At 67.0% G+C, this 19,366-nt stretch carries 21 protein-coding genes and 2 tRNA genes; 7 read left to right on the forward strand and 16 right to left on the reverse strand.

The annotated features are described in order from the left end of the window. Positions 1 to 25: 25 nt before the first annotated feature. The 3 genes from NKJ34_RS07645 to NKJ34_RS07655 all read right to left on the reverse strand — a co-directional run bounded on the left by NKJ34_RS07645 (position 26) and on the right by NKJ34_RS07655 (position 3,189). A complete protein-coding gene (locus tag NKJ34_RS07645; RefSeq protein ID WP_253737702.1) occupies positions 26 to 1,273 on the reverse strand; it encodes a dihydrolipoamide acetyltransferase family protein in 1,248 nt (415 codons plus the stop codon). Positions 1,274 to 1,363: 90 nt separating this feature from the next. Next, entirely contained in the window at positions 1,364 to 1,603 is a 240-nt protein-coding gene (locus tag NKJ34_RS07650; RefSeq protein WP_253737703.1) for a hypothetical protein, read from the reverse strand. Positions 1,604 to 1,653: 50 nt separating this feature from the next. Beyond that, entirely contained in the window at positions 1,654 to 3,189 is a 1,536-nt protein-coding gene (locus NKJ34_RS07655) for a GAF domain-containing sensor histidine kinase (RefSeq protein WP_253737704.1), read from the reverse strand. Between the two features lie 138 nt (positions 3,190 to 3,327). Here NKJ34_RS07655 and NKJ34_RS07660 point away from each other — a divergent pair, with 138 nt between their 5' ends. Next, positions 3,328 to 3,855 (forward strand): GNAT family N-acetyltransferase, encoded by a 528-nt coding sequence (locus NKJ34_RS07660; RefSeq protein WP_253737705.1) that lies wholly within the window; start codon positions 3,328 to 3,330, stop codon positions 3,853 to 3,855. A 75-nt stretch (positions 3,856 to 3,930) separates the two neighbouring features. On the opposite strand, the gene lysA is transcribed toward NKJ34_RS07660, so the two are convergent. The 6 genes from lysA to dapA form a co-directional block, all read right to left on the reverse strand. Further along, positions 3,931 to 5,166: a diaminopimelate decarboxylase gene (gene lysA, locus NKJ34_RS07665; RefSeq protein WP_253737706.1), complete on the reverse strand. Its 1,236-nt coding sequence runs from the start codon at positions 5,164 to 5,166 to the stop codon at positions 3,931 to 3,933. Between the two features lie 69 nt (positions 5,167 to 5,235). Further along, positions 5,236 to 6,135 carry a diaminopimelate epimerase gene (gene dapF, locus NKJ34_RS07670; RefSeq protein WP_253737707.1) on the reverse strand — a complete coding sequence of 300 codons (900 nt, stop codon included), beginning with the start codon at positions 6,133 to 6,135 and terminating at the stop codon, positions 5,236 to 5,238. Positions 6,136 to 6,318: 183 nt separating this feature from the next. Continuing rightward, complete coding sequence (locus NKJ34_RS07675) at positions 6,319 to 7,161, reverse strand: 2,3,4,5-tetrahydropyridine-2,6-dicarboxylate N-succinyltransferase (RefSeq protein ID WP_253737708.1); 843 nt, start codon at positions 7,159 to 7,161, stop codon at positions 6,319 to 6,321. A 74-nt stretch (positions 7,162 to 7,235) separates the two neighbouring features. Then, on the reverse strand, positions 7,236 to 7,433 hold the full coding sequence (locus tag NKJ34_RS07680) for a hypothetical protein (RefSeq protein WP_253737709.1): 198 nt from the start codon (positions 7,431 to 7,433) through the stop codon (positions 7,236 to 7,238). A gap of 101 nt (positions 7,434 to 7,534) precedes the next feature. Then, positions 7,535 to 8,299: a 4-hydroxy-tetrahydrodipicolinate reductase gene (gene dapB / locus NKJ34_RS07685; protein WP_253737710.1), complete on the reverse strand. Its 765-nt coding sequence runs from the start codon at positions 8,297 to 8,299 to the stop codon at positions 7,535 to 7,537. Next, a complete protein-coding gene (dapA, locus tag NKJ34_RS07690; protein ID WP_253737711.1) occupies positions 8,299 to 9,219 on the reverse strand; it encodes a 4-hydroxy-tetrahydrodipicolinate synthase in 921 nt (306 codons plus the stop codon). Before dapA ends, dapB begins: the two co-directional genes overlap by 1 nt. Before the next feature lie 324 nt (positions 9,220 to 9,543). On the opposite strand from dapA, the gene NKJ34_RS07695 reads away from it, so the two are divergent. Genes NKJ34_RS07695 through NKJ34_RS07705 form a run of 3 tightly spaced genes read left to right on the forward strand, consistent with a single transcriptional unit; the run spans position 9,544 to position 12,515 of the window. Beyond that, the gene (locus NKJ34_RS07695) at positions 9,544 to 11,118 is read left to right on the forward strand and encodes an HTTM domain-containing protein (RefSeq protein WP_253737712.1); all 1,575 of its coding nucleotides are present in this window, start codon (positions 9,544 to 9,546) and stop codon (positions 11,116 to 11,118) included. Between the two features lie 43 nt (positions 11,119 to 11,161). Next, positions 11,162 to 11,647, forward strand: coding sequence for a DUF2062 domain-containing protein (locus NKJ34_RS07700; RefSeq protein ID WP_253737713.1), 486 nt, complete (start codon positions 11,162 to 11,164; stop codon positions 11,645 to 11,647). A 10-nt stretch (positions 11,648 to 11,657) separates the two neighbouring features. Next, positions 11,658 to 12,515 (forward strand): phosphatase PAP2 family protein, encoded by an 858-nt coding sequence (locus NKJ34_RS07705; protein ID WP_253737714.1) that lies wholly within the window; start codon positions 11,658 to 11,660, stop codon positions 12,513 to 12,515. A 271-nt stretch (positions 12,516 to 12,786) separates the two neighbouring features. Here NKJ34_RS07705 and NKJ34_RS07710 read toward each other — a convergent pair whose 3' ends face one another. From NKJ34_RS07710 to NKJ34_RS07725, 4 genes are all read right to left on the reverse strand, one after another. After that, a complete protein-coding gene (locus tag NKJ34_RS07710) occupies positions 12,787 to 13,224 on the reverse strand; it encodes a DUF1664 domain-containing protein (RefSeq protein ID WP_253737715.1) in 438 nt (145 codons plus the stop codon). 156 nt (positions 13,225 to 13,380) lie between these two features. After that, positions 13,381 to 13,454 (reverse strand) — tRNA-Phe (locus tag NKJ34_RS07715). A gap of 76 nt (positions 13,455 to 13,530) precedes the next feature. After that, complete coding sequence (locus tag NKJ34_RS07720) at positions 13,531 to 14,376, reverse strand: hypothetical protein (protein ID WP_253737716.1); 846 nt, start codon at positions 14,374 to 14,376, stop codon at positions 13,531 to 13,533. A gap of 264 nt (positions 14,377 to 14,640) precedes the next feature. After that, a tRNA-Val gene (locus NKJ34_RS07725) sits at positions 14,641 to 14,713 on the reverse strand. 84 nt (positions 14,714 to 14,797) lie between these two features. Between NKJ34_RS07725 and NKJ34_RS07730 the strand changes: the two genes are divergently transcribed. Together NKJ34_RS07730 and NKJ34_RS07735 are read left to right on the forward strand one after the other, a co-directional pair. Then, entirely contained in the window at positions 14,798 to 15,274 is a 477-nt protein-coding gene (locus tag NKJ34_RS07730) for a DUF192 domain-containing protein (RefSeq protein ID WP_253737717.1), read from the forward strand. A 48-nt stretch (positions 15,275 to 15,322) separates the two neighbouring features. Next, the gene (locus tag NKJ34_RS07735; RefSeq protein WP_253737718.1) at positions 15,323 to 17,263 is read left to right on the forward strand and encodes an ABC transporter ATP-binding protein; all 1,941 of its coding nucleotides are present in this window, start codon (positions 15,323 to 15,325) and stop codon (positions 17,261 to 17,263) included. Here NKJ34_RS07735 and NKJ34_RS07740 read toward each other — a convergent pair whose 3' ends face one another. Next, positions 17,264 to 17,617 carry a DUF5789 family protein gene (locus tag NKJ34_RS07740; RefSeq protein WP_253737719.1) on the reverse strand — a complete coding sequence of 118 codons (354 nt, stop codon included), beginning with the start codon at positions 17,615 to 17,617 and terminating at the stop codon, positions 17,264 to 17,266. Positions 17,618 to 17,726: 109 nt separating this feature from the next. On the opposite strand from NKJ34_RS07740, the gene NKJ34_RS07745 reads away from it, so the two are divergent. Beyond that, the gene (locus NKJ34_RS07745) at positions 17,727 to 18,455 is read left to right on the forward strand and encodes a creatininase family protein (RefSeq protein ID WP_253737720.1); all 729 of its coding nucleotides are present in this window, start codon (positions 17,727 to 17,729) and stop codon (positions 18,453 to 18,455) included. A 12-nt stretch (positions 18,456 to 18,467) separates the two neighbouring features. Here the strand turns inward: NKJ34_RS07745 and NKJ34_RS07750 are convergent, their stop codons facing one another. Together NKJ34_RS07750 and NKJ34_RS07755 are read right to left on the reverse strand one after the other, a co-directional pair. Further along, the gene (locus NKJ34_RS07750; protein WP_253737721.1) at positions 18,468 to 18,920 is read right to left on the reverse strand and encodes a DUF5790 family protein; all 453 of its coding nucleotides are present in this window, start codon (positions 18,918 to 18,920) and stop codon (positions 18,468 to 18,470) included. Between the two features lie 81 nt (positions 18,921 to 19,001). Next, positions 19,002 to 19,343, reverse strand: coding sequence for a dihydroneopterin aldolase family protein (locus NKJ34_RS07755; RefSeq protein WP_253737722.1), 342 nt, complete (start codon positions 19,341 to 19,343; stop codon positions 19,002 to 19,004). Between the last annotated feature and the right edge of the window lie 23 nt (positions 19,344 to 19,366).

Here is a 19,366-nt window from a genome sequence, read left to right on the forward strand (position 1 = left end):
CACGGCGGGAGTAAAACACCGACCCTTAGACCGAACCCAACAGCAGCCGGTTCGGCGACTCCAGATAGCCGACGACCCCCTCGACGAACGCCGCCGCCTCGGTGGGGTCGACCACACGGGAGTCGACCGCCAGCGACAGCGGCAGCGTCTCGCTGGCGACGACCTCGCCGTCGGCGACGACCGGCCGGTGGTCGATCGCCCCCAATGTGAGACTCGCTGTCCGGTCGCCCTCGATCGGCAGCGTCGCGTACTCGTCGCCGATCGCGCCGGGGGTCGTCACCGTGAACGTCGCGCCATCGGCCTCCGCGGCGGTCAGATCGCCCGCCTCGGCCCGGTCGACGAGATCGCCGATCTCGGCGGCCAGATCGACGAGCGCCGTCTCGTCGGCGTCTTCGACGACCGGCACGGCGAGGCCGTCGTCGGTCGCCACCGCGATGCCGACGTGAGTGGCCTCCCGCTGGTCGACCGTCCCATCGGCGTCGACCGTCGCGTTGAGCGCCGGCACGTCGGCCAGCGTTCGGATGACGGCCTTGATCACGAGCGGGAGTAGCGTCAGTTCCACGCCCTGCTCGGCGGCGTGGGGGTCGAGTTCCGCCCGGAGCGCCTCGAGGTCGTTGACGACCGCAGTGTCGTACTGGCTGGTGTAAGCGACCGCCGCCGGTTCCGCGTCGTCGCTTCCGGCCGGCGACACCGCCGCCTCGCCGCTCGGGGTGACCGGTTTCGGCCCGTCGACGCCGGTGTCGCTGTCGGCCTCGCGCTTCGACACCGCGGACTTACCGCTCGGAGTGAACGGCTTCGGGCCGCTGTCCTCGGGTTCGGCCTCGCGTTCGGCCGCCGCGCGAACGTCGGCTTCGCCGATGCGGCCGCCGGCCTCCGATCCTTCGACGCCGGCGATGTCGACGCCGAGTTCGCGGGCCAGTCGCCGGACCCGCGGTGGCGCGAACACCCGCTCGTCGGGGACGCCGACCTCGTCGGCCGGCGCGTCGTCCTGCTCGGCCGGAGTGTCGACCGCGTCGTCGGTCGGTGTCGACTCCCCGGGCTCGATCCGGCCGATCTCGGCGCCGACTTCGACGGTCGACCCCGCCTCGACGAGCCGTTCGGTTACCGTCCCTGCGGCCGGGGCGGGAACCTCGACGACCGACTTTTCGGTCTCGACTTCGGCGATCGGTTGGTCGTCTTCGACGGTCTCGCCGGGCTCGACGAGCCACGCCACCAGTTCGCCCTCGGTCGCGCCCCCGCCGAGCTCCGGGAGCGTGATCGGATTGCCTGCCATACGTGGAGTAACGTCGACCGACGGGATACTTGCACCGGTTCCGGCCGTCCCGTCGGCGCTGCTTCCGTTCGGGGGCCTCCCGTCGCGCCGCTATCGCTCGAAGACCTTCTCGCGGCTGCGCGCGGTGGACGTCGAATCCGAGACGAACGTGGTGTAGCCCCAGTAGAGCCCATACACCAGCAGTCCGACGAACAGCAGCGTCAGCGCTAACTGGACGAGTCCGAAGACGATGCCGACGACGACGCCGAGGAGCCAGATGACGAGGCGGGCCACGATCAGCCCGGCCACGGCGAGTCCGGCCCATCTGAGGAGGGTTTTCGTGTCAACCATACGTTTCCTGGGGGGCTCGCGGCCCAAAGCCGTTGTGGAGCGGGCTGCGGTCACCTGACGTTGTGGAACTCGAAGCGTACGCCGCCGTCGAAGCTCTCGGTGAGGCTCACCGTCCAGCCGTGGGCCTCGGCGATCCGGCGGACGATCGAAAGCCCGAAGCCGGTCCCTTGGGGATTGGTCGACTCGCCGGGCTCGAAGACCTCCTCCCGCTGGTCGGCGGGGATCCCCGGCCCGTCGTCTTCGACGTAGAAGCCGAAGGTGCCGTCGGGCTCGACGCGGGTGGTGGTGAACATCACGTCGAGGCGGCCGATCCGAACCGTCACCGGGCTATCGCTGTGTTCGACCGCGTTCCGAACGAGGTTCTCGAACAGCTGGTAGAGCCGGTGGCGGTCGGCCTGCATTGTGAACTCGTCGACCAGCCGGAGCTCGGAGTCGCCGCTGACGACGATCTCCCGGCAGTGGTCGACGACCGACTCGATGCCCACTGGCTCGATCTCTTCGGGGTCGACGGTCTGGCCCTGTCGGGCCAGCGTGAGGGTGTCCTCGATGATCGCCTCCATCCGGTCGAGCGCGCGGTCGACTGTCGCCACGTGTTCGGAGTCGTGTGCCTCCCGAACGATATCCAGCCGCCCTTGGGCGATGTTCAGCGGGCTGCGCAGGTCGTGGGAGACGACACCGGTGAACTCTTCGAGCCGGTCGATCTGCCGTTGGAGCTCGCGTTCGTACTGGTGGCGGTCGATCTCGTAGCCGACCCACTGGGCCAGCGTCTCGACGATCACCAAGTCGTCGTCGACGACCGACGGCGGTCGCGGGTCGTCGCTGCCGAAACAGAGCGTCCCGTAGACGTCGCCGTCGACGATGATCGGCGCGCCGACATAACACCGGAGTCCGACCGTCCGGAACGCCGCCGAATCGGTCCACTGCTTGTCGGTAGCCGCATCCCCGACCGACAGCGGCTCGCCGGTGTCGATCGTCGTTCCGCAGTAGGTCGAGCCCGCCGGCAGCGTCTCGTTTTCCTGGATCACCTCGTGGTCGCCGCTGACCGAGACGATCTCGACTGACGACCCTTCGCGGTGGGTGATGTACGCCAGCGGGTAGTCGAGTTCGGACACTCCCAGTTCGAGCCCGCGGGCGAGCTTCTCCTCGAGGCTCAGATCGCCCTCGTCGAGCATCCCGTAGAGCCCCGAGATGATCGCCGCCGACTCGGTCAACCGCCCCCGCAGCTGTTGCCACTCCCCGGCGATCGTCTCGGCGATCCGGTGGGCCAACACTGCATCCTCATCGCCGGACCGGGCGACGTAGTCGGTCGCCCCCGCCTCGATCGCCGTGGAGATCGCGTCAGCCGACCCGGCATCGTCGGCAACGACGACCGGAACCTCCGGATGATCCGACCGGATCTCACGGACGAACGCCGGCCGCAACCCACAGACCAGACAGTCGACGGCGGTCTCGGCGAGCGCGGTCCGGGCCGCCTCGTCGCCCTCGACCGTCCGAACCGAGGCCGCCCCCTCGAGGAACGATTCGAGCTGGGTTTCGAGGGAGCCGTCGGCCTCGTCGCCGACGTGGAGGACTCGAAATGCTGTCATTACCTGCTGTTACAGATACAGTAACATAAATATGCGTTACATATTCGATGGTATACACTTCGGCGGCGGTGTACTCCTGGCGGCCGTATCGCCCCCGACACACGAGGTGTTTTGACCGCCGGGTGTCTACGCCGGCCGATGACTGTCGTGAAACGGATCGACCGGCCCGCGGCGTACGCGGGGGACGTCCGTCGACTGCTCGCGGCGACCGACGAGGAGTTCGTCCCGCCGCTGACCGCTGCCGCCCGTCGGGAAGTCTCCCGGACCGGCGGGACCGCGGGGCCGACCAGCATCGAGGGCTATCTCGCCGACTGTCTCGACGGCCCGCTGCTGGGTGCGGTCGACGACGACCGGCTGGTCGGCTTCGCTGCCCTCAGGGAGGTCACCGACAGCGACGTGCTGGGCGCGTACGCGCCGTCGACCCACGTGAGCGTACTCGTCGTCGACCCGTCCCACCGGGGGGATGGGATCGCCACCCGGCTCTACGAGCACCTGCTGGATTCACCACCCGCGGCGCTCCCCGCGTCGGCGCTCTCGACGAAGACGTGGCACACCAACCGCGCCCACATCGCCATCCTCAAGTCGCTAGGTTTCGACTGCGTCGAACGGATCCTCGACGACCGCGAGCCGGGCGTCGACACCGTTTACTACGCCCGCGAACGGTAGGCGACCGCACCTCCGTGGTTCAGCCGGTGAGTAAGAGTCGACTAACGGAGCGGTAGCCGCGCCTACTCGTGGCGATTACTGCTCGACACGGGTCACGTCGTCGAGCGTCTCCCGTCGACGGACGACACGAGCGTCGCCGTCTTCGAGGGCGACCTCGGCGGGCCGCGGCTGGGAGTGGAACTGCGAGGCGAGTTCGTAGCCGTAGGAGCCCGCGTTCCCGATCGCGAGAGTATCGGTCCGTTCGGGTCGGGCGATCGGCCGGTCGGTCGCAAACACGTCGGCGCTGGTACAGACCGGGCCGCCGACGGTGACCGGTTCGGGTTCGCGGTCGGGCGCGCTGACGTTCCGCATGGGGTGGTAGGAGCCGAACATCGCCGGCCGGATCAGGGTCGCGAGGCTGGCGTCGACGCCGACGACCGTCGCAGTCGGCGTCTCCTTGATCGTGTTGACCTCGGTGAGGATCAGCCCCGCGTCGGCGACGATGTAGCGCCCCGGTTCCAGTTTGAGCTGGGCGTCGATCTCGCCGACCGCCTCCCGAACCATCGCGGCCGTTTTCTCGAGATCGAGCGGTGGCTCGTCCTCGTGGTACGGCACGCCGAAGCCGCCGCCGATGTCGACGAACTCCAAGCCGCCGACACGACGGGCCATCTCGCCGACTCGCTCGATCGCTTCACAGTGGTCTTCGAGATCGTCAGTGAGGACGCCGCTGCCGGCATGCGAGTGGATCCCGACGAGCTCGAACTCCTCGCGGACCCGATCGGCGACGTCCGGGACCTGCTCGTACGGGATGCCGAACTTGGCGTCGTTGCCCGTCGCCACTTTCTCGTGGTGGCCGGTGCCGATTCCCGGGTTGATACGGATGGCGACCCGGCCGTCGTACCCTCGTTCTGCGAGGCGGTCGAGGGTGTCGGTCGCGCCGATGGTGATCGTCAGTCCTGGCGCGTCGGCCGCGAGGTCGACGGCGTAGTCGAGGTCGTGATCCGGCGGGTTAACCGCCGTATACTGAAGTGTGTTCGGGTCAGCGCCCGCCTCAATCGAGCGCTGGAGTTCGCCCCACGCCGCACACTCGATGTCCGCGCCGACCGAGAGCAGGGCCTCCAGCACCGATCGACCGGTGTGGGCTTTGGCGGCGTACATCACGTGGGCGTCGGGGAACGCCGCCGCAAACCGGCGGTAGTTCGCTTTGATGCGGTCGAGATCAGTGACGTAGAGCGGGGTGCCGTACTCGTCGGCGAGTGATTCGAGCGTGTCGTCGTCCCAGTCGGCGAGTCGACGAACGAGCGGCGAGTCGGCGAGGTCCGTATCAGCCATTACTCCGTCTGGGGTCGCTCAGGCGTTCAATGCTTTGGTTTGTAAGCCGCACCCGCCGCCACAGGCGAGTTAGTCGTCGACTACCGCCGCGGCGTCGCCGTCGAACTCGTGGGCCACTGCCCCGGTCAGTTCGAGTCCCCCGCGGTCCGTCCGCGTGACCTGTAGCTCACCACCGGGCACCGCGACGTCGACCGCGTCGGTTGGTTCGATCAGGCCGAGCCGGGTGGCAGCGGCGACGACCGCCACCGAGCCGGTGGCACAGGCCTCGGTCTCGCCCTCGATGCCGCGTTCGTAGCTCCGCTGGCGGAACCGCGGCACGCCATCGCGCTCGGCGTCGACTCGTTCGGCGAAGGTGACGTTCGCCCCGGCGGGGAAGACGCCGGCGTGTCGGACCTGTGGGGCGACCGATTCGACGTCGATCGCGTCGATATCCTCGACGCCGTCGATATCGTCGACGAACGCGACCGCATGCGGAACGCCGGTGTTGACCGCGGTGACGGTCAGCCCCTCGACGGATTCCTCGACGAGCGGCTGGTCGACCGCCAGCGGGACCCGGTCGGGGTCAAACGTCGGCTCGCCCATCTCGACGGTGATCCCGCCGTCGGCACGTGTCGCCTGTCGCGTCCCCGCTTGGGTGTCGATCATGACCGCCTCGGCGTCGGTCCGGTCCATCGCCCAGACGGCCGCACACCGCGCGCCGTTGCCGCAGATCGGCGCGACCGAGCCGTCGGGCTGGACGAGTGTCATGATGATCCGTGGCGGGGAAAACCGGTCTTCGAGATCCAAAAACAGGACGCCGTCCGCGCCGGTCGGACCGTCGCTCTCGCTGCCGACGCCGGTCTGTCGGTCGCAGTGGGCGGTTGCGAAGGCGCTCCGATCGGGAACCGGATCGGTCGCGTCTACGATAATGAAGTCGTTGCCGGTGCCGTGGTACTTCTCGAACTCGACTGCGTGGCTGAGCGTGCTCATGGTGGGTGTGAACGGGTCCCATCGAGTACCACGGCGCGGCCGTGACTGTCGACGGGGTGCTAGTCGTTACCTACCTAAGCACAGCCCTATACATATGTCCACCGGATGGAACAGCAGTTGCCAAGAATCGGACGTTCGTACACTAACAACCGTTACCGTTCGATGGACAGTCGTAGGCAGCGACTACTCCCGGAGCGCGTCCTCGCGCTGGGTCGCTTCGAGGGTCTCTTCTTCGACACTCGTGGCGACGACGGCCGGTTTGTAGGCCCCGCCGTCGAACATCTCGTGATCGCTCACAGAGGACTCGACGTACCGGGTGAAGGCGCGTCGCTCGGAGGGGAGGTGGCCGTAGATGACTTCTTCGTCGACCAGATCGTACACCGGAATTCGCGGGGTCAGCAGGGTGTTCTCGCCGACGATCGAGTTCGCGCCGATCTTGAAGCCGGAGGTGACACGACAGCCAGCGCCCAGCGAGACACCGTCCTCGATGATGACCGGTGCGCCTTCGACGGGTTCGAGGACGCCGCCGATGAGGGTGTTCGCGCCGAGTTTGACATTGCCCCCTAGTTGGGCACAGGAGCCGACCGTATCACAGGAGTCGACCAGCGTGCCGTCGCCGACGTAGGCGCCGATGTTGACGAACGAGGGGCTCATCATGATGCAGTCTTCACCGAGGTAGGCTCCTCGACGGATCGTCGTGCCGTCGGGTGTGTTCCGGGTGCCGCGGTCGTTGAGGTCGGCGGTTTGGCGCAGGGGGAGGACGTCGTGATAGTCGACGCCGCCGTAGGATCGGGCTTCGGTGTGTCGGAGGCCGAAATTCAGGAGAATCCCCTGTTTGACCCACGCGTTGGCTTCCCACGAGGTCACGTCGTCGCCAGTTTTCTCGGCCGCCCGGACCTCGCCGGCTTCGAGGGCTTCGAGGAAGACATCGAGGGTGGCCAGATCCTCGTCGGTGGCATCGTCGGCGGTGAGGCCGTCGTCGTAGCGGTTCCAGAGGTCTTGGATTTCGGATTGAAGTGTCGACATTCGATCGTGGTCCCCCTTCTCGGGCCAACAAATAAGTCCCGGCGATTGTGGGCGGCGGCCGACTGTGGCGGGGGTCAGTCCCGCCGTCGCTGTTCGATCTCGTCGGCCTGTTGTTGGATCCGCGTCAGTTCGCGGTCGACCGCTGCCTCGTTGCTACCGTGACTCTCCCGGACCGACATATCCAGCGGCGAGGGCGAAAACCCCCGATCGTCGTCGCTCTCTTCGTCGTCCGTGAACCGGCGGAGGAACCGTTGCAGCAGTGTTGCGGGCATACCGCTTCCTTCGACGCTCGGACAAATAAAACGACAGTCCCACGCGTCTCCGGGGCAAGAGGAGCACTCACTCCCGTCGACGGTTCGAACGCGCGAGCCGGCTACCCCTCGATAACCTCGAAGAAGTCGTACCAGCCGGCCTCCCGGTCGGCCAGCCAGACAGCCGCGTCGAGCGCGCCGTCGGCGAAGATGCTCCGGTCGCCGGCCCGGTGGGTCAGCGACAGCACCTCATTACTGCCGCCGAGCAGCACCTCGTGTTCGCCCGCGATGTCGCCGGCCCGGCGAGCGTGGACCCCGATCTCGTCGGCCGACCGTGGGGCCTCGCCCTCACGACCGTGAACGCGCTCGGAGATGTCCTCGCGCACGTCCTCGATATCATCGAGCAGTGTTTTCGCGGTCCCACTCGGCGCATCCCGCTTGGCGTTGTGGTGGGTCTCGGTGAGTTCGATGTCGGCGTCGGGGAGGGCGGCCGTCGCCTCTTGGACGGCCAACCGAAGGGCGGCCACGCCACGCGAGAAGTTCGAGGCTTTCAGGATCGCTGTCGACTCGCTTGTGGCTTTCAAATCCGCGAGGCCAGCCTCGTCGAAGCCGGTGGTACCGGTGACCAGCGCGACGCCGGCCTCGGCGCAGGCCGCCGCGTAGTCGACTGCCGACTCGGGGCCGGTGAAGTCGACGACGACAGCCGGCTCGTGGTCGGCCAGCAGCGCCTCGAAGTCGTCGCTCGATTCGACGTCGACGCCCGCGATCGGCTCGTCGACCGGGCTGCGGTTGACCGCGAAGGCGACCTCGATCTCGCGGTCGGCGGCCGCGGCCAGCACTTCCCGGCCCATCCGCCCGGCTGCGCCGGTGACGGCGACCTCAACCATCAGTTCGGGACCTCCGCCTCGTCGGGCGTCGCCGGCTCGCCGTCGAGTTCGGCCAGTCGGGCAGCCAGTTCCTCGCGGTGTTCCTCGGTGAGTTCGGTGAGCGGCGATCGGATCCGACCGGGTGCGTAGCCGCGGATCTCCATGGCGGCTTTGACCGGGATCGGGTTGGTCTCGACGAACAGCTGGCGGACGAGCGGGGCGAGTTCGTGGTGGAGCGCGCGGGCGAATTCGTAGTCGCCCTCCAGTGCTGCGCCGACCATCGCACAGGTGCGCTCGGGTTCGACGTTGGCGACGACGCTGATCGCGCCGTGACCGCCAACGGAGAGGGTCGGCAGCGTCAGCCCGTCGTCGCCCGAGAGGACCGCAAAGTCCTCCCCGCGGGTGCGTTCGACGACCTCGCTGATCCGGTTGAGGTCGCCCGAGGCGGCCTTGTAGCCGCGAATGTTGTCGTGTTCGGCGAGTCGGACGGCGGTGTCGACCTCGATATTACGACCCGTCCGGCTCGGGACGTTGTAGACGATCTGGGGGACGTCGACCGCGTCGGCCACCTGGCGGTAGTGGTCGTACATCCCCTCGGGTTCGGGTTTGTTGTAATAGGGAGAAATGAGCAGCAGGGCGTCAGCGCCGGCGTCGGCGGCCTGCTGGGAGAGGTCGAGTGCCTCGGCAGTGTTGTTCGAGCCGGTGCCCGCGATCACGGGGACGTCCTCGACGGCGTCGACGACGGCCTCGATGACCTCGACGTGTTCGGCGTGGGAAAGCGTCGCGCTCTCGCCGGTCGAGCCGACCGGGACGAGCCCGTCGACGCCGGCTGTTTCGAGCCGCTGGGCGTCTCTGCGGAGTGTTTCGGTGTCGATCTCGTTGTCGTCGGTAAAGGGGGTCACCATCGCCGGGAAGACCCCGCTGAAGTCGATCGTCGTCATGAGTGGTAGGTTGGTGGAGTGTTGTCGTGGGGTGGTGTATAGTCGTCGGACGCTTCGAACCGGGTACGAACACCCGAGACGGGACGCCACGCCCGCAACGAGCAGTTAAAAGGGACGCTTCTTCGGCTTCGGACCCACCGCTGCCGACGGACTGGCGACGGCCGTGACACGAGTGGGAATCACATCAATTACTGTGAGACACTGGGATTTATAGATTCTGCATTCCGCGCCCGTCGCCGAGGCTACAGCCGCGGTCTGAGCCTTCCCAAATTATATAGCTATTGTTCGAGGAATGACAGTACACGGTCGACTTCTGACGAATCAATGTCCGAACTCGACGACGGCACCGGCGAACGCGTCGCTGGCGACCGACTGGTCCGGGCGTTGCTCGCCGTCTGGGCCCGGATCCGCGCCCGGTTCGCGGTCGACACCCGATCGCTGGCAGCGTTCCGGATCGGCCTCGGCGTGACGCTGCTGGTCGACCTGCTGGGTCGGGGCCGGCACATCCGGACTTTTTACACCGACAGTGGCGTGTACCCGCTGGCGGCCTACGAGTCGACCTATCCCCAGTACACCGGGCTGTCGATCCACGCGCTGTCGGGGGAGGTGTGGCTCCAGCAGTTGCTGTTTTCCATCGCTGGCATCGTGGCCGTGGCCTTCGCCGTCGGCTACCGCTCGCGGCTCACCGGCGCGGCCTCGCTGGGGCTGTTGCTCTCGCTGCACGCTCGGACGCCGACGGTGCTCAACGGCGGCGACCGGCTGCTGGCGGTGCTGCTGTTGGTCGCGCTGCTGGCCCCCATCGGCGAGCGCTGGTCGGTCGACGCCCTCCGGCGCGGGTCGGCCCGCCGTCGGATCGCCAGTTTCGGCACGGCCGCCGTGTTGTGCCAGCCGCTCGTCGTCTTCGCCACCAACGCGGCGCTCAAGCATCGGGGGGACCGCTGGTACGCCGGCGAGGCCCTCGGGATCGCCCTCGAAAACGACCTGATGACCGTCGGCCTCGGCAACCACCTCGCCGACTACCCGACGCTGGTGACGGGGCTCACTTACGCGTGGGTGACGCTGCTGGCCGGCTCGGTGCTGTTCCTGCTGGTCCCGGTCGGCCGGCTCCGGACGGCGGCGGCGCTCGGTTACATGGGGGCGTTCGTCGGCATGGCCCTGACGATGACCGTCGGCCTCTTTCCGCTGGTGTTGACCGTCGCGCTGCTGCCGTTTCTGGCCGCGCCGTTCTGGGACCGGGTGGCCCGCTACGTACCGCGTTCCTGGCTCGACCGGCTGCCGATCGCGCTCCCCCGGCGGCTGGGTCGACCGCCGCTAGAGCGCCGGCTGTTGGCGGCCGCCGAGACCCGCGGCTACGGGGAGTTCGCCGCGTCGACGCGTGCCGCTGCCCGGTCGCTGCTGGCGGTTGCCGGGGCGCTGGCGGTCGTCTGGATGGTCGCCTACGGCGCGGCCGACGCCACGGCCTTCGAGCTGCCCGAGCCGGTCGATGACGACCGACTCGATCAGCAGCGCTGGGGGCTGTACGCCCCCGATCCGTCGACCGGCTACAGCTGGTACGTCGTCGAAGCCGACCTCGGCGGCGAGGCGGTCGTCGCCGACCTCCCGGGGACCGCCGACAGCTTCGACCGCCCGCCGGACGTCGCCGCGACCCATCCGACGTTCCGGTACCGCAAACACATGGCACAGGTCCGTAGCGCCGGCGAGGACGCCGACACCCCCGAGACCGTCGCGGTCGCTTACGCCGCGTGGGCCTGCCGGCAGGTCGCGGCCGCCCGCGGCGAGACGCCGACGGAGCTGACCGTCTATCAACACTACCAACAGATTCCGGTCGACAGTTCGGCCGGCGACGCGGCCGGCGCACAGCACCGGGATCTGGTGATCGAGCGGGGCTGTGGGGGCTAACAGAGACCAGCGGCTTCATGTCTCTGGCTCCCGACCAGTCAGTGTGGCCAGACAGCGGCTCTCGACGTATCGGGCAGCCATTACCGACCGGCTCGAAGCGGCCTTCAGTGACGACCATCCCCCCAAAGACGTCGCACTGACCTTCGCGTTCGGGACCTTTCTCGCCGCACTCCCGAACTTCGGGCTGACGCTCGTGATCTTCGCCCTGCTGGGCCGGTACGCCGAGCGGGTCAGCAATCTGGCTCTGGTGGCGGTGCTCGTCGTCGTGAACCCACCAGTGAAGTGGACGATCTACGCCGCGGGCTTCTGGCTCGGCTCGCGGCTCCTCGGGCCGGTACCGGGCGGTCTCGCCGCCGCGCTCTCGCCGTCGACCGGTCCCGAGGTGTTCCTCCGACTGGTCGTCGGGACGGTGCTCGTCGCCGCCGGCTGTGCGGTCGTGGGTTATCTCGCCGCCCGACGGTTCATCCGCGAACTCGACCGCCGGGAGCTAACGCTGGGCGAGACGGTGATCGAGCTACCCACCGAGTAGCCCGCGGGGAATGGCAGCCGTTAGGTGGCTGGCCGGCGAGTCGGCGACCGTGTTCTCTCCGGCAGCACTCGCGGTCGTCTCGGGACTGCTCGTGTCGACGCTGGTCGGCGTCGCCGGCGTCTGTCGGCTCTCGGTCGGCCCCGAGTGGCTGCGGGTGCTCCGAACCCGGCCGCCGTGGTTCCGCCGCCGGCTCCGCGAGGTCGCTCCCTATATCGCCGCTCTCGGGGTCGTCGTCGTGCTCAACAAAGGCCTACAGGGACCGATCCGGCGCGTTTCGTCGACCTACGGGATCGAGGCGACGCCGATCCTCTACGGTATCGAGGGCGATCTCGTGCATACCGTTCAGGCGCTGACGCCCGACCCGGCGTTGATCTACTTCGCGGCGGTCTACACCGTCGGCTACGCCGTGGTGTTGTTCGCGCCGTTGGTGATCTACCTGTTCGCCGAGCGGGCCTGCCCGCTCAAATGGCTCGTCACGTCCTACACGATCACCTACGCCGTCGCCGTCGGCTGGTATGCCGCGGTCGTGGCCTACGGCCCGCGGAACGTCGACCGGTCGACTGAGGCCGCCGCGGCGGGGTCGCCGCTGCTGGAACTCGTCCCCGAGATCACCGTCGTCACCTCGCTGGTGAACTCGAATACGAACGTCTTCCCCTCGCTGCACGCCGCGCTGTCGGTTACCGTCGGCCTGATCGCGGCGTCGACGCGGGCGGCCTTCCGCCGGTGGTTCTATCTTGCGGCGTGGCTCGCGGCCTCGATCCTCGCGGCGACGCTAGCGCTCGGCATCCATTGGGTCTCGGACGTGGTTGCCGGTGGGGTGCTCGCGGTCTTCGCTGTAGGAGGTGGGCGGTGGGTTGTCGACCGATGATCTCGTTGTCGGCTGGGGGTGCCGACTCTCGCAAAGTCGATGGTATTTCGAGAGCGTCCGGTCGACTGAGCGTAGCGAGCAGTCGACTGGAAACTGCTGGTAGCGACAAGCTAGTATACCGTAGTGAGCGAGGACACGTGGCGAAACAAAAAGCGGAATACCGTCTCCCGGATTTGAGCCAAGATGGTGCTCTGACCGGTCTCTGTTGCAGTTTTTCGAGTTGGATGTCTAATTCGCGTCTATTGCAGTGTTCGGTACGTGACGGAGAGTGTTACTCGGTCGTGTGGTCGGCGTCTTCCGGTGGTGATTCGAACGATTTCCATTCTGTTTCGGTTCCGAGAATATCCATCAGCGACTCGACGACAGCATGCAACTCCTGGATCTGCCGCTGCTGGTGGGCAACAGTCCGTTCGAGTTCGGTGACTTGTGAGTCGGCTTCCTGTCGCTGTTTTTTCGACTGCTGGAGCTTTTGCGATAGCTCTCCCACGGCTTCAGAAAGATGCGAGATATCTTCATCGGCCGCAAGCCCGTTTTCACTCGGGTTGTGTAGCATCTCCCGATGGGCGTGGATTGCCTCAGCGATGCTTGCACTCCCGTCGGGGAGGTCTATCGTCAACGGGCTGGACGCAGTGTCTGCCTCGACTTCGGTGTCGGGTCGCTCGCTGTGCTCTCGGGCTTTGTCTTCCGGCTCGGCTGTATCACTACTCATACTAACAATTCGTATAGTGTCTATAATAAATCATCGTCAGACACTATCTATAATATTTACATTTCTACGTGAGCCAAGTCGACTCTCTGTACTGGCCTTGACCCGAATAACAAAAGGCGATGCCTGCTTGCGAATGAGAATCGAGTAGAATCGGGATGCCGCCTCCCCGATTTGAACGGGGGACAGCTCGATCTTCAGTCGAGTGCTCTCCCAGTCTGAGCTAAGGCGGCGCAGTCGAACCGAGGGCAATAGCAGTAAAAAGGATTTCGAAGACAGCGCGGCGAGGGGACGCTTCCCACGGCCACCTCACCCCGACCCGTCGACCGCCGGATTCACCAGTTGGAAGGTAACGTCGCCGTCGCGCCGCGTGATCGCCACCGCCGCGATCGGCGTCGACCCACCCACCGTAAACATCGTCGGCGCGGTGAACTCGCGGGCCTCCTCGGGTTCGACGGTCCGCTCGCTCCCGTCGGCGAACACCAGCCGCGCCGACTCGAAGGTCGGCGTCGACCCGAACTCGCCGGAGCCGACGGTCACCGCGCCGTCTTCGAAGACGGTGGCGGGCGGGCCGGGTTCGCAGTCCGGCTCGGGATTCTGCACGCTGATGTCGCTGGTCGCCTCGGTAACCCGGTCGACAACGCGGCCGGGCGAGCCGAACCGGGTCCGTGTCGGGTCGTCGGGAGGGTCCCACTGTTTGACCGAGCCGTCGGTGAACCGGAGTCGGAGGTCCGCCGGCGGTTCACAGACGACCGTCTCGCAGTCGAACCGCAGCGATTCGAACGTGCAGTCGCCGGCGCGGTCGACCGTCTCGCTGCGGTCCCACGCCCGGACGGTGACCCGCTCGATCGGGCCGTGGAAGGCCTCGATTGCCCCCGGATCGTCGGGGTCGATCCGGCCATCGCCGACGAAGCCGAACCGCTGCCGGCCGCTGTATTCGCCATCGAAGCCGACGGTCGACCCGTCGGCGAACCTGAGCACGACGCCGTGGTAGACCTCGGCGTCGACGGTCGCCACATAACAGTCGAGGCTGATTTCGGGATCGAACATCGGTAGTTGAGGGGTCGACCGCCGCGGATTCGCCGGCCGCACGGCCGCGAGCAGCCCGCCGAGGCCGCCCACCAGCCGCCGGCGCGACAGTGCGGCGCGAGCCATCCTACCGCCCCCGTCGACCGGCAGGCTCCTATCGGTTCTGTTCAGTTTGTTGCCGGTTGGGGTCAGTATACTGTCGAGGACGGTGTCGACTGTTCGGTTGCTGGGGTCGTTCGGTGGGCTCGGGCGGAGTCGAACCGGAGAAAGACGGTCCGGGCTGCCTGCAGTAGCGGGCTGCCGGGCTGCGACTTTCAGGGTTCGACTCCGTATCGCCACTCCTGACGACACGGATGACTCGCTACGCTCGTCGTATTGTGTCGTCAGAAGTGGGCTCGGGCGGAGTCGAACCACCGATCTCAGCCTTGTAAAGGCCGCGTCATAACCACTAGACCACGAGCCCGCATCCGACTTCACTTCCTACGCGTGAATAACGCTTTCCTTCCGGGTCGGAACCGATATGTCGGTCGACTCCCACCCTCCGACAATGATCTCCCGCACGCAGTGGGCACTCCTCGCAGCCTGCTGTCTTCTCGCCGTCAGCGGCTGTGCTGCGCTCTCGGGGCCGCCGGCCGACAGCGCCTACAACTGGACGACCGTCACCGCCGTCGACGGCGATACCGGCGACGAACTCGCCACCGTCGACGTCCGGATCGCAGACACCCAGTCGCTCCGCTACACCGGCCTCAGCAACACCTCCTCGCTCGGCGAGAACGAGGGCATGCTGTTTATCCACGACTCCGAAGGCCGGCACGGCTACGTCATGCGAAACATGGCCTTCCCGATCGATATCGTCCACATCGACGCCGACGGCGAGATCACGACGATCAGCCACGCCCGGCCCGACGACGACGAGACGTTCCGCGGCACCGCCAAATACGTCCTCGAAGTCCCCTACGAGTACACCACCGACAACGGGATCGAGGTCGGCGACCGGGTCGACATTCCGGACGAGTACCGCTGATCGGTCCCGAAGCCAACCCTCTTTGGCGCTGCCGCGCTACCACAGTCAATGAGTGGCGTGGACGCGGGCGGCGACGAACCGGGCGAGGACGACCCGTTCGCCGAGCAGCGCGAACACGTCGACGACCCGATGTGGCGGCTCGTCGGCGAGTACGGCCGGCCCTACTGGGCGGCGGTCACTCTCGGTATCGCCGCCAGCCTCGGGGCCCGTCTGCTCGACCTGCTGCCGACGATCCTGCTCGGTATCGCTATCGACAGCCTCTTTCAGGGCGTCGAACCGTTTTCGCTGCCGCTGGTCCCCCAGTCGTGGCTCCCGACGGCCGAAGTCGACCAGTTCGTCCTCGTCATCGGCCTGATTACGGGCTCCTTTGTCGTCGGTGCGGGGTTCCACTGGCTGCGCAACTGGGGGTTCAACTCCTTCGCCCAAGACATCCAACACGACGTGCGGACCGACAGCTACGACACGATGCAGCGGCTGAACATGTCGTTTTTCGCCGACAAGCAGACCGGCGAACTCATGTCGATCCTCTCGAACGACGTCAACCAGCTCGAACGCTTCCTCAACGACGGGCTCAACTCCGCGTTCCGCCTCGTGGTGATGGTCGTCGCCATCGCGGGCTACCTCATCTACCTCAACCCGCAACTCGCCGCGGTCGCGCTCTCGCCGGTGCCCCTGATCGCCGTCTTCACCTACGTCTTCGTCAAGACGATCCAGCCGAAGTACGCCGCGGTCCGCTCCAGCGTCGGCACCGTCAACTCTAGACTCGAAAACAACCTCGGCGGCATCCAGGTGATCAAATCCTCGAACACCGAGTCCTTCGAGTCGGGCCGCGTCGACGACGTCTCGCGTGACTACTACGAGACCAACTGGGGGGCGATCACGATCCGGATCCGGTTTTTCCCCGGTCTCCAACTCCTCTCGGGGGCAGGCTTCATCCTCACCTTCCTCGTCGGCGGCTTTTGGGTCTTCTCAGGGTCGGGGCCGGGTCCGTTCACCGGCACGCTGTCGACCGGCGAGTTCGTCGTTTTCATCCTGTTTACCCAACAGCTCGTCTGGCCGATGGCGCAGTTCGGCCAGATCATCAACATGTACCAGCGCGCCGAGGCCTCCGCCGAGCGCATCTTCGGGCTGATGGATGAGACGGCCCTGCTGGAATCCGACTCGGAGACCGACGAACTAGTCGTCTCGGAGGGCCGCGTCGAGTACGACAACGTGAGCTTCAGCTACGACGACGGCCAGCCGATCCTCGACGACATCGATTTCACCGTCGACGGCGGCGACACCCTCGCCTTGGTCGGACCCACGGGGGCCGGCAAGTCGACCGTCCTCAAACTCCTCCTGCGGCTCTACGACGTCGACGCGGGCGCGGTCCGAATCGACGGCCAGGACGTTCGCAACGTCAGCCGGACCTCCCTCCGGCGGTCGATCGGCTACGTCGGCCAAGAGTCGTACCTGTTCTACGGGACGGTCCGGGACAACATCGCCTACGGGAGTTTCGAGGCCACAGACGACGAGATCCGGGCGGCTGCCGAAGCCGCCGAAGCCCACGAGTTCATCCAGAACCTCCCGGAGGGGTACGACACGATGGTCGGCGAACGGGGCGTCAAGCTCTCGGGCGGCCAGCGCCAGCGGCTCACCATCGCCCGTGCGATGCTCGAAGACCCCGATATTCTGGTGCTCGACGAGGCTACCTCGGATGTCGACACCGAGACCGAACTGCTGATCCAGCGGAGCCTCGACGAACTCACCGCCGACCGAACGACCTTCGCCATCGCCCACCGGCTGTCGACGATCAAGGACGCCGATCAAATCGCCGTCCTCGAAGACGGCCGGATCGTCGAGCGTGGAACCCACGAGGAACTCATCGCCTCGGATGGCCTCTACGCCCACCTCTGGGGCGTGCAGGCCGGTGAGATCGACTCGCTACCCCAGGAGTTCATCGAGCGCGCCTCACGTCGAGGGGCCCGAACCGAGGCTGCCGAGGACTGATCAAAACGAGTCGGTGTCGTCTCCGGAGTCGACCCCACGGTCGCTGTAGCCCGCTTCCCCGACCGCGCCCTCGCCGACCATGTTGAGCACGGCCTGCCGGACCTCGCCGGCGTCGGTGAACTGCTGGTCGGGCTCGTCGGTGTAGGGGCCGAGAACCTCCTCGAACGACTCTTCGCCGCTCGGCAGTTCGAGTTCGTGATCGCCGTAGGCCTCGACCAGTGTGTCGACGCTGGTCGGATACTCGTGGGTCTCCAGTTCCTCGCCGAGGTCGCCGAAATCGACGCCGAGTTCCCGGCTGTCTTGGTCGGCGTCTTCGACTTCGATGTTGTCCGTATCGGTATCCGAATCAGTCATGGGCTTTTGCGATGACGCCAGCCAGTCACAAACAGGTTTGGAGCCGTCGAACCGCCGACCAGTCGACGAATCGGGAGCGTTCAAGACCCCGGCGGTTCTCAGGGCCAGTATGCATCTCTCGGAGGTAGCGTGGCCCGATGTCCGGGATCTCGACACCGATCTCGCCGTCCTCCCCGTCGGCAGCACCGAACAGCATGGCCCCCACGCCCCGCTCGGCACCGACCGGCTCACCGCCGAGGCCGTCGCCGCGGCGGGCGTTGCGGCCTACCGCGAGGCGACCGGCGTCGACGTGCCGGTCGCCCCCGCAATCCCGGTCGGGATCGCCGCCGAACACCGTGCCTTCGACGGGACGCTGTGGGTCTCCCCCGACACCTTCCGAAGCTACGTCCGCGAGACGGTCGCGAGCCTCGCCCACCACGGCTTCGACCGCGTCGTGCTCGTCAACGGCCACGGCGGCAACACCGACGCCCTCCGCGAACTCACCGGGGAAATCTCCCGGTTCGACGCATCCTATGCGGTCGCGTTCACGTGGTTCGACGCGGTCGACAGCGACCTCCCGATGGGCCACGGCGGAGCCCGCGAAACGGCGGTCCTCCGCCACATTCGGCCGGACCTCGTCGACGAGGACCGAGCCGAGACGGCCAGCGAGGGCGCAAGCGACAACTGGGGCGAGTGGGTCGCGGGCGTCAATCTGGCGCACGACTCGGACGCGTTCACCGACAACGGCGTCGTCGGCGATCCCACCGAGGGAACGGCCGCCGACGGCGAACGGCTGGTCGACGACGCGGCCGCGGCGCTCTGTGAGTTGCTGGCGGCCGTCGCCGGACGGGATCGCTGATTCCTGCTTGGCCTACTCGGCCTCTTCGGCTTCGGCAGCCTCGCCGTCGTCCGCCGTGCTGGCGGTGTCTTCGGCGGTCTCGTGGGCGTCTTGGAGATCCCCACGCAGCGCCGGGATCGTCGCGGTCAGCTCGCCGACCTGCTCGCTGGCGTCCTCGACGGTCGACAGCAGTTCCTCGACGGCCTCGATGTCGTCCTGCAACGCCTCGGGGTCGTCGAAGGCGTCGGCACGCTCGCCGAGAGTGAACCACTTTTTGGCCTGCCGGAGGTGGTCGGCAGCCTCGCCGACGTCGAGGGCGGATTTCAGGCCGTTGAGCACGCCCAACACGTTTTCGGCGTCGGTCTCCCAGACCGCCTCGGCGGTCGGCAGCTCCGCGCGGGCCGCGGTGAGGTGGTGCTCGACGTCCTCGGCCATCTCTGCGGCGGCCTCGCCGAACAGGTCGTCGTCGAAGCTCGTCTGGCTCATAAATAGTGATGGATTCCCGCCGATATAAAAACGAGCCCGAAAGTGAAAGTGAAAACCGGGGCTGTGACGGGCAGAACAGGGTTACTCGTCGACGTCACGGAGCTCCATCAGGGGGTAGCCGTCTTCCATCGCCATCCGCGTGCGTGCGGTAACGCCCTCGTAGCTGATCCGCATCTCGACGGTCATCAGGCTCCCGGTGAGTTCCGTGTAGCCGTTGTCGTGGTCGATGGCCTCTGCGACGCGGTTGTCGTGGATCGTGACGTCGACCGACTCGCAGAACGGCTGGTTCTCGATGGCCTCGGCCATCGCCGCCTCCAGACTCCGGGTGCTGTCGGGGCTGACCGGCGTGCCGGCGAACTGGTGATACAGCGACCCGAACTTGATGCCGGCCTCGAAACAGGCTTGCTGGGCGTCAGTGACCATGGCGTCGGTCGGGGCGCGGAGTA

This window comes from Halohasta salina (genome assembly GCF_024178165.1).
Taxonomy (GTDB): domain Archaea; phylum Halobacteriota; class Halobacteria; order Halobacteriales; family Haloferacaceae; genus Halohasta; species Halohasta salina.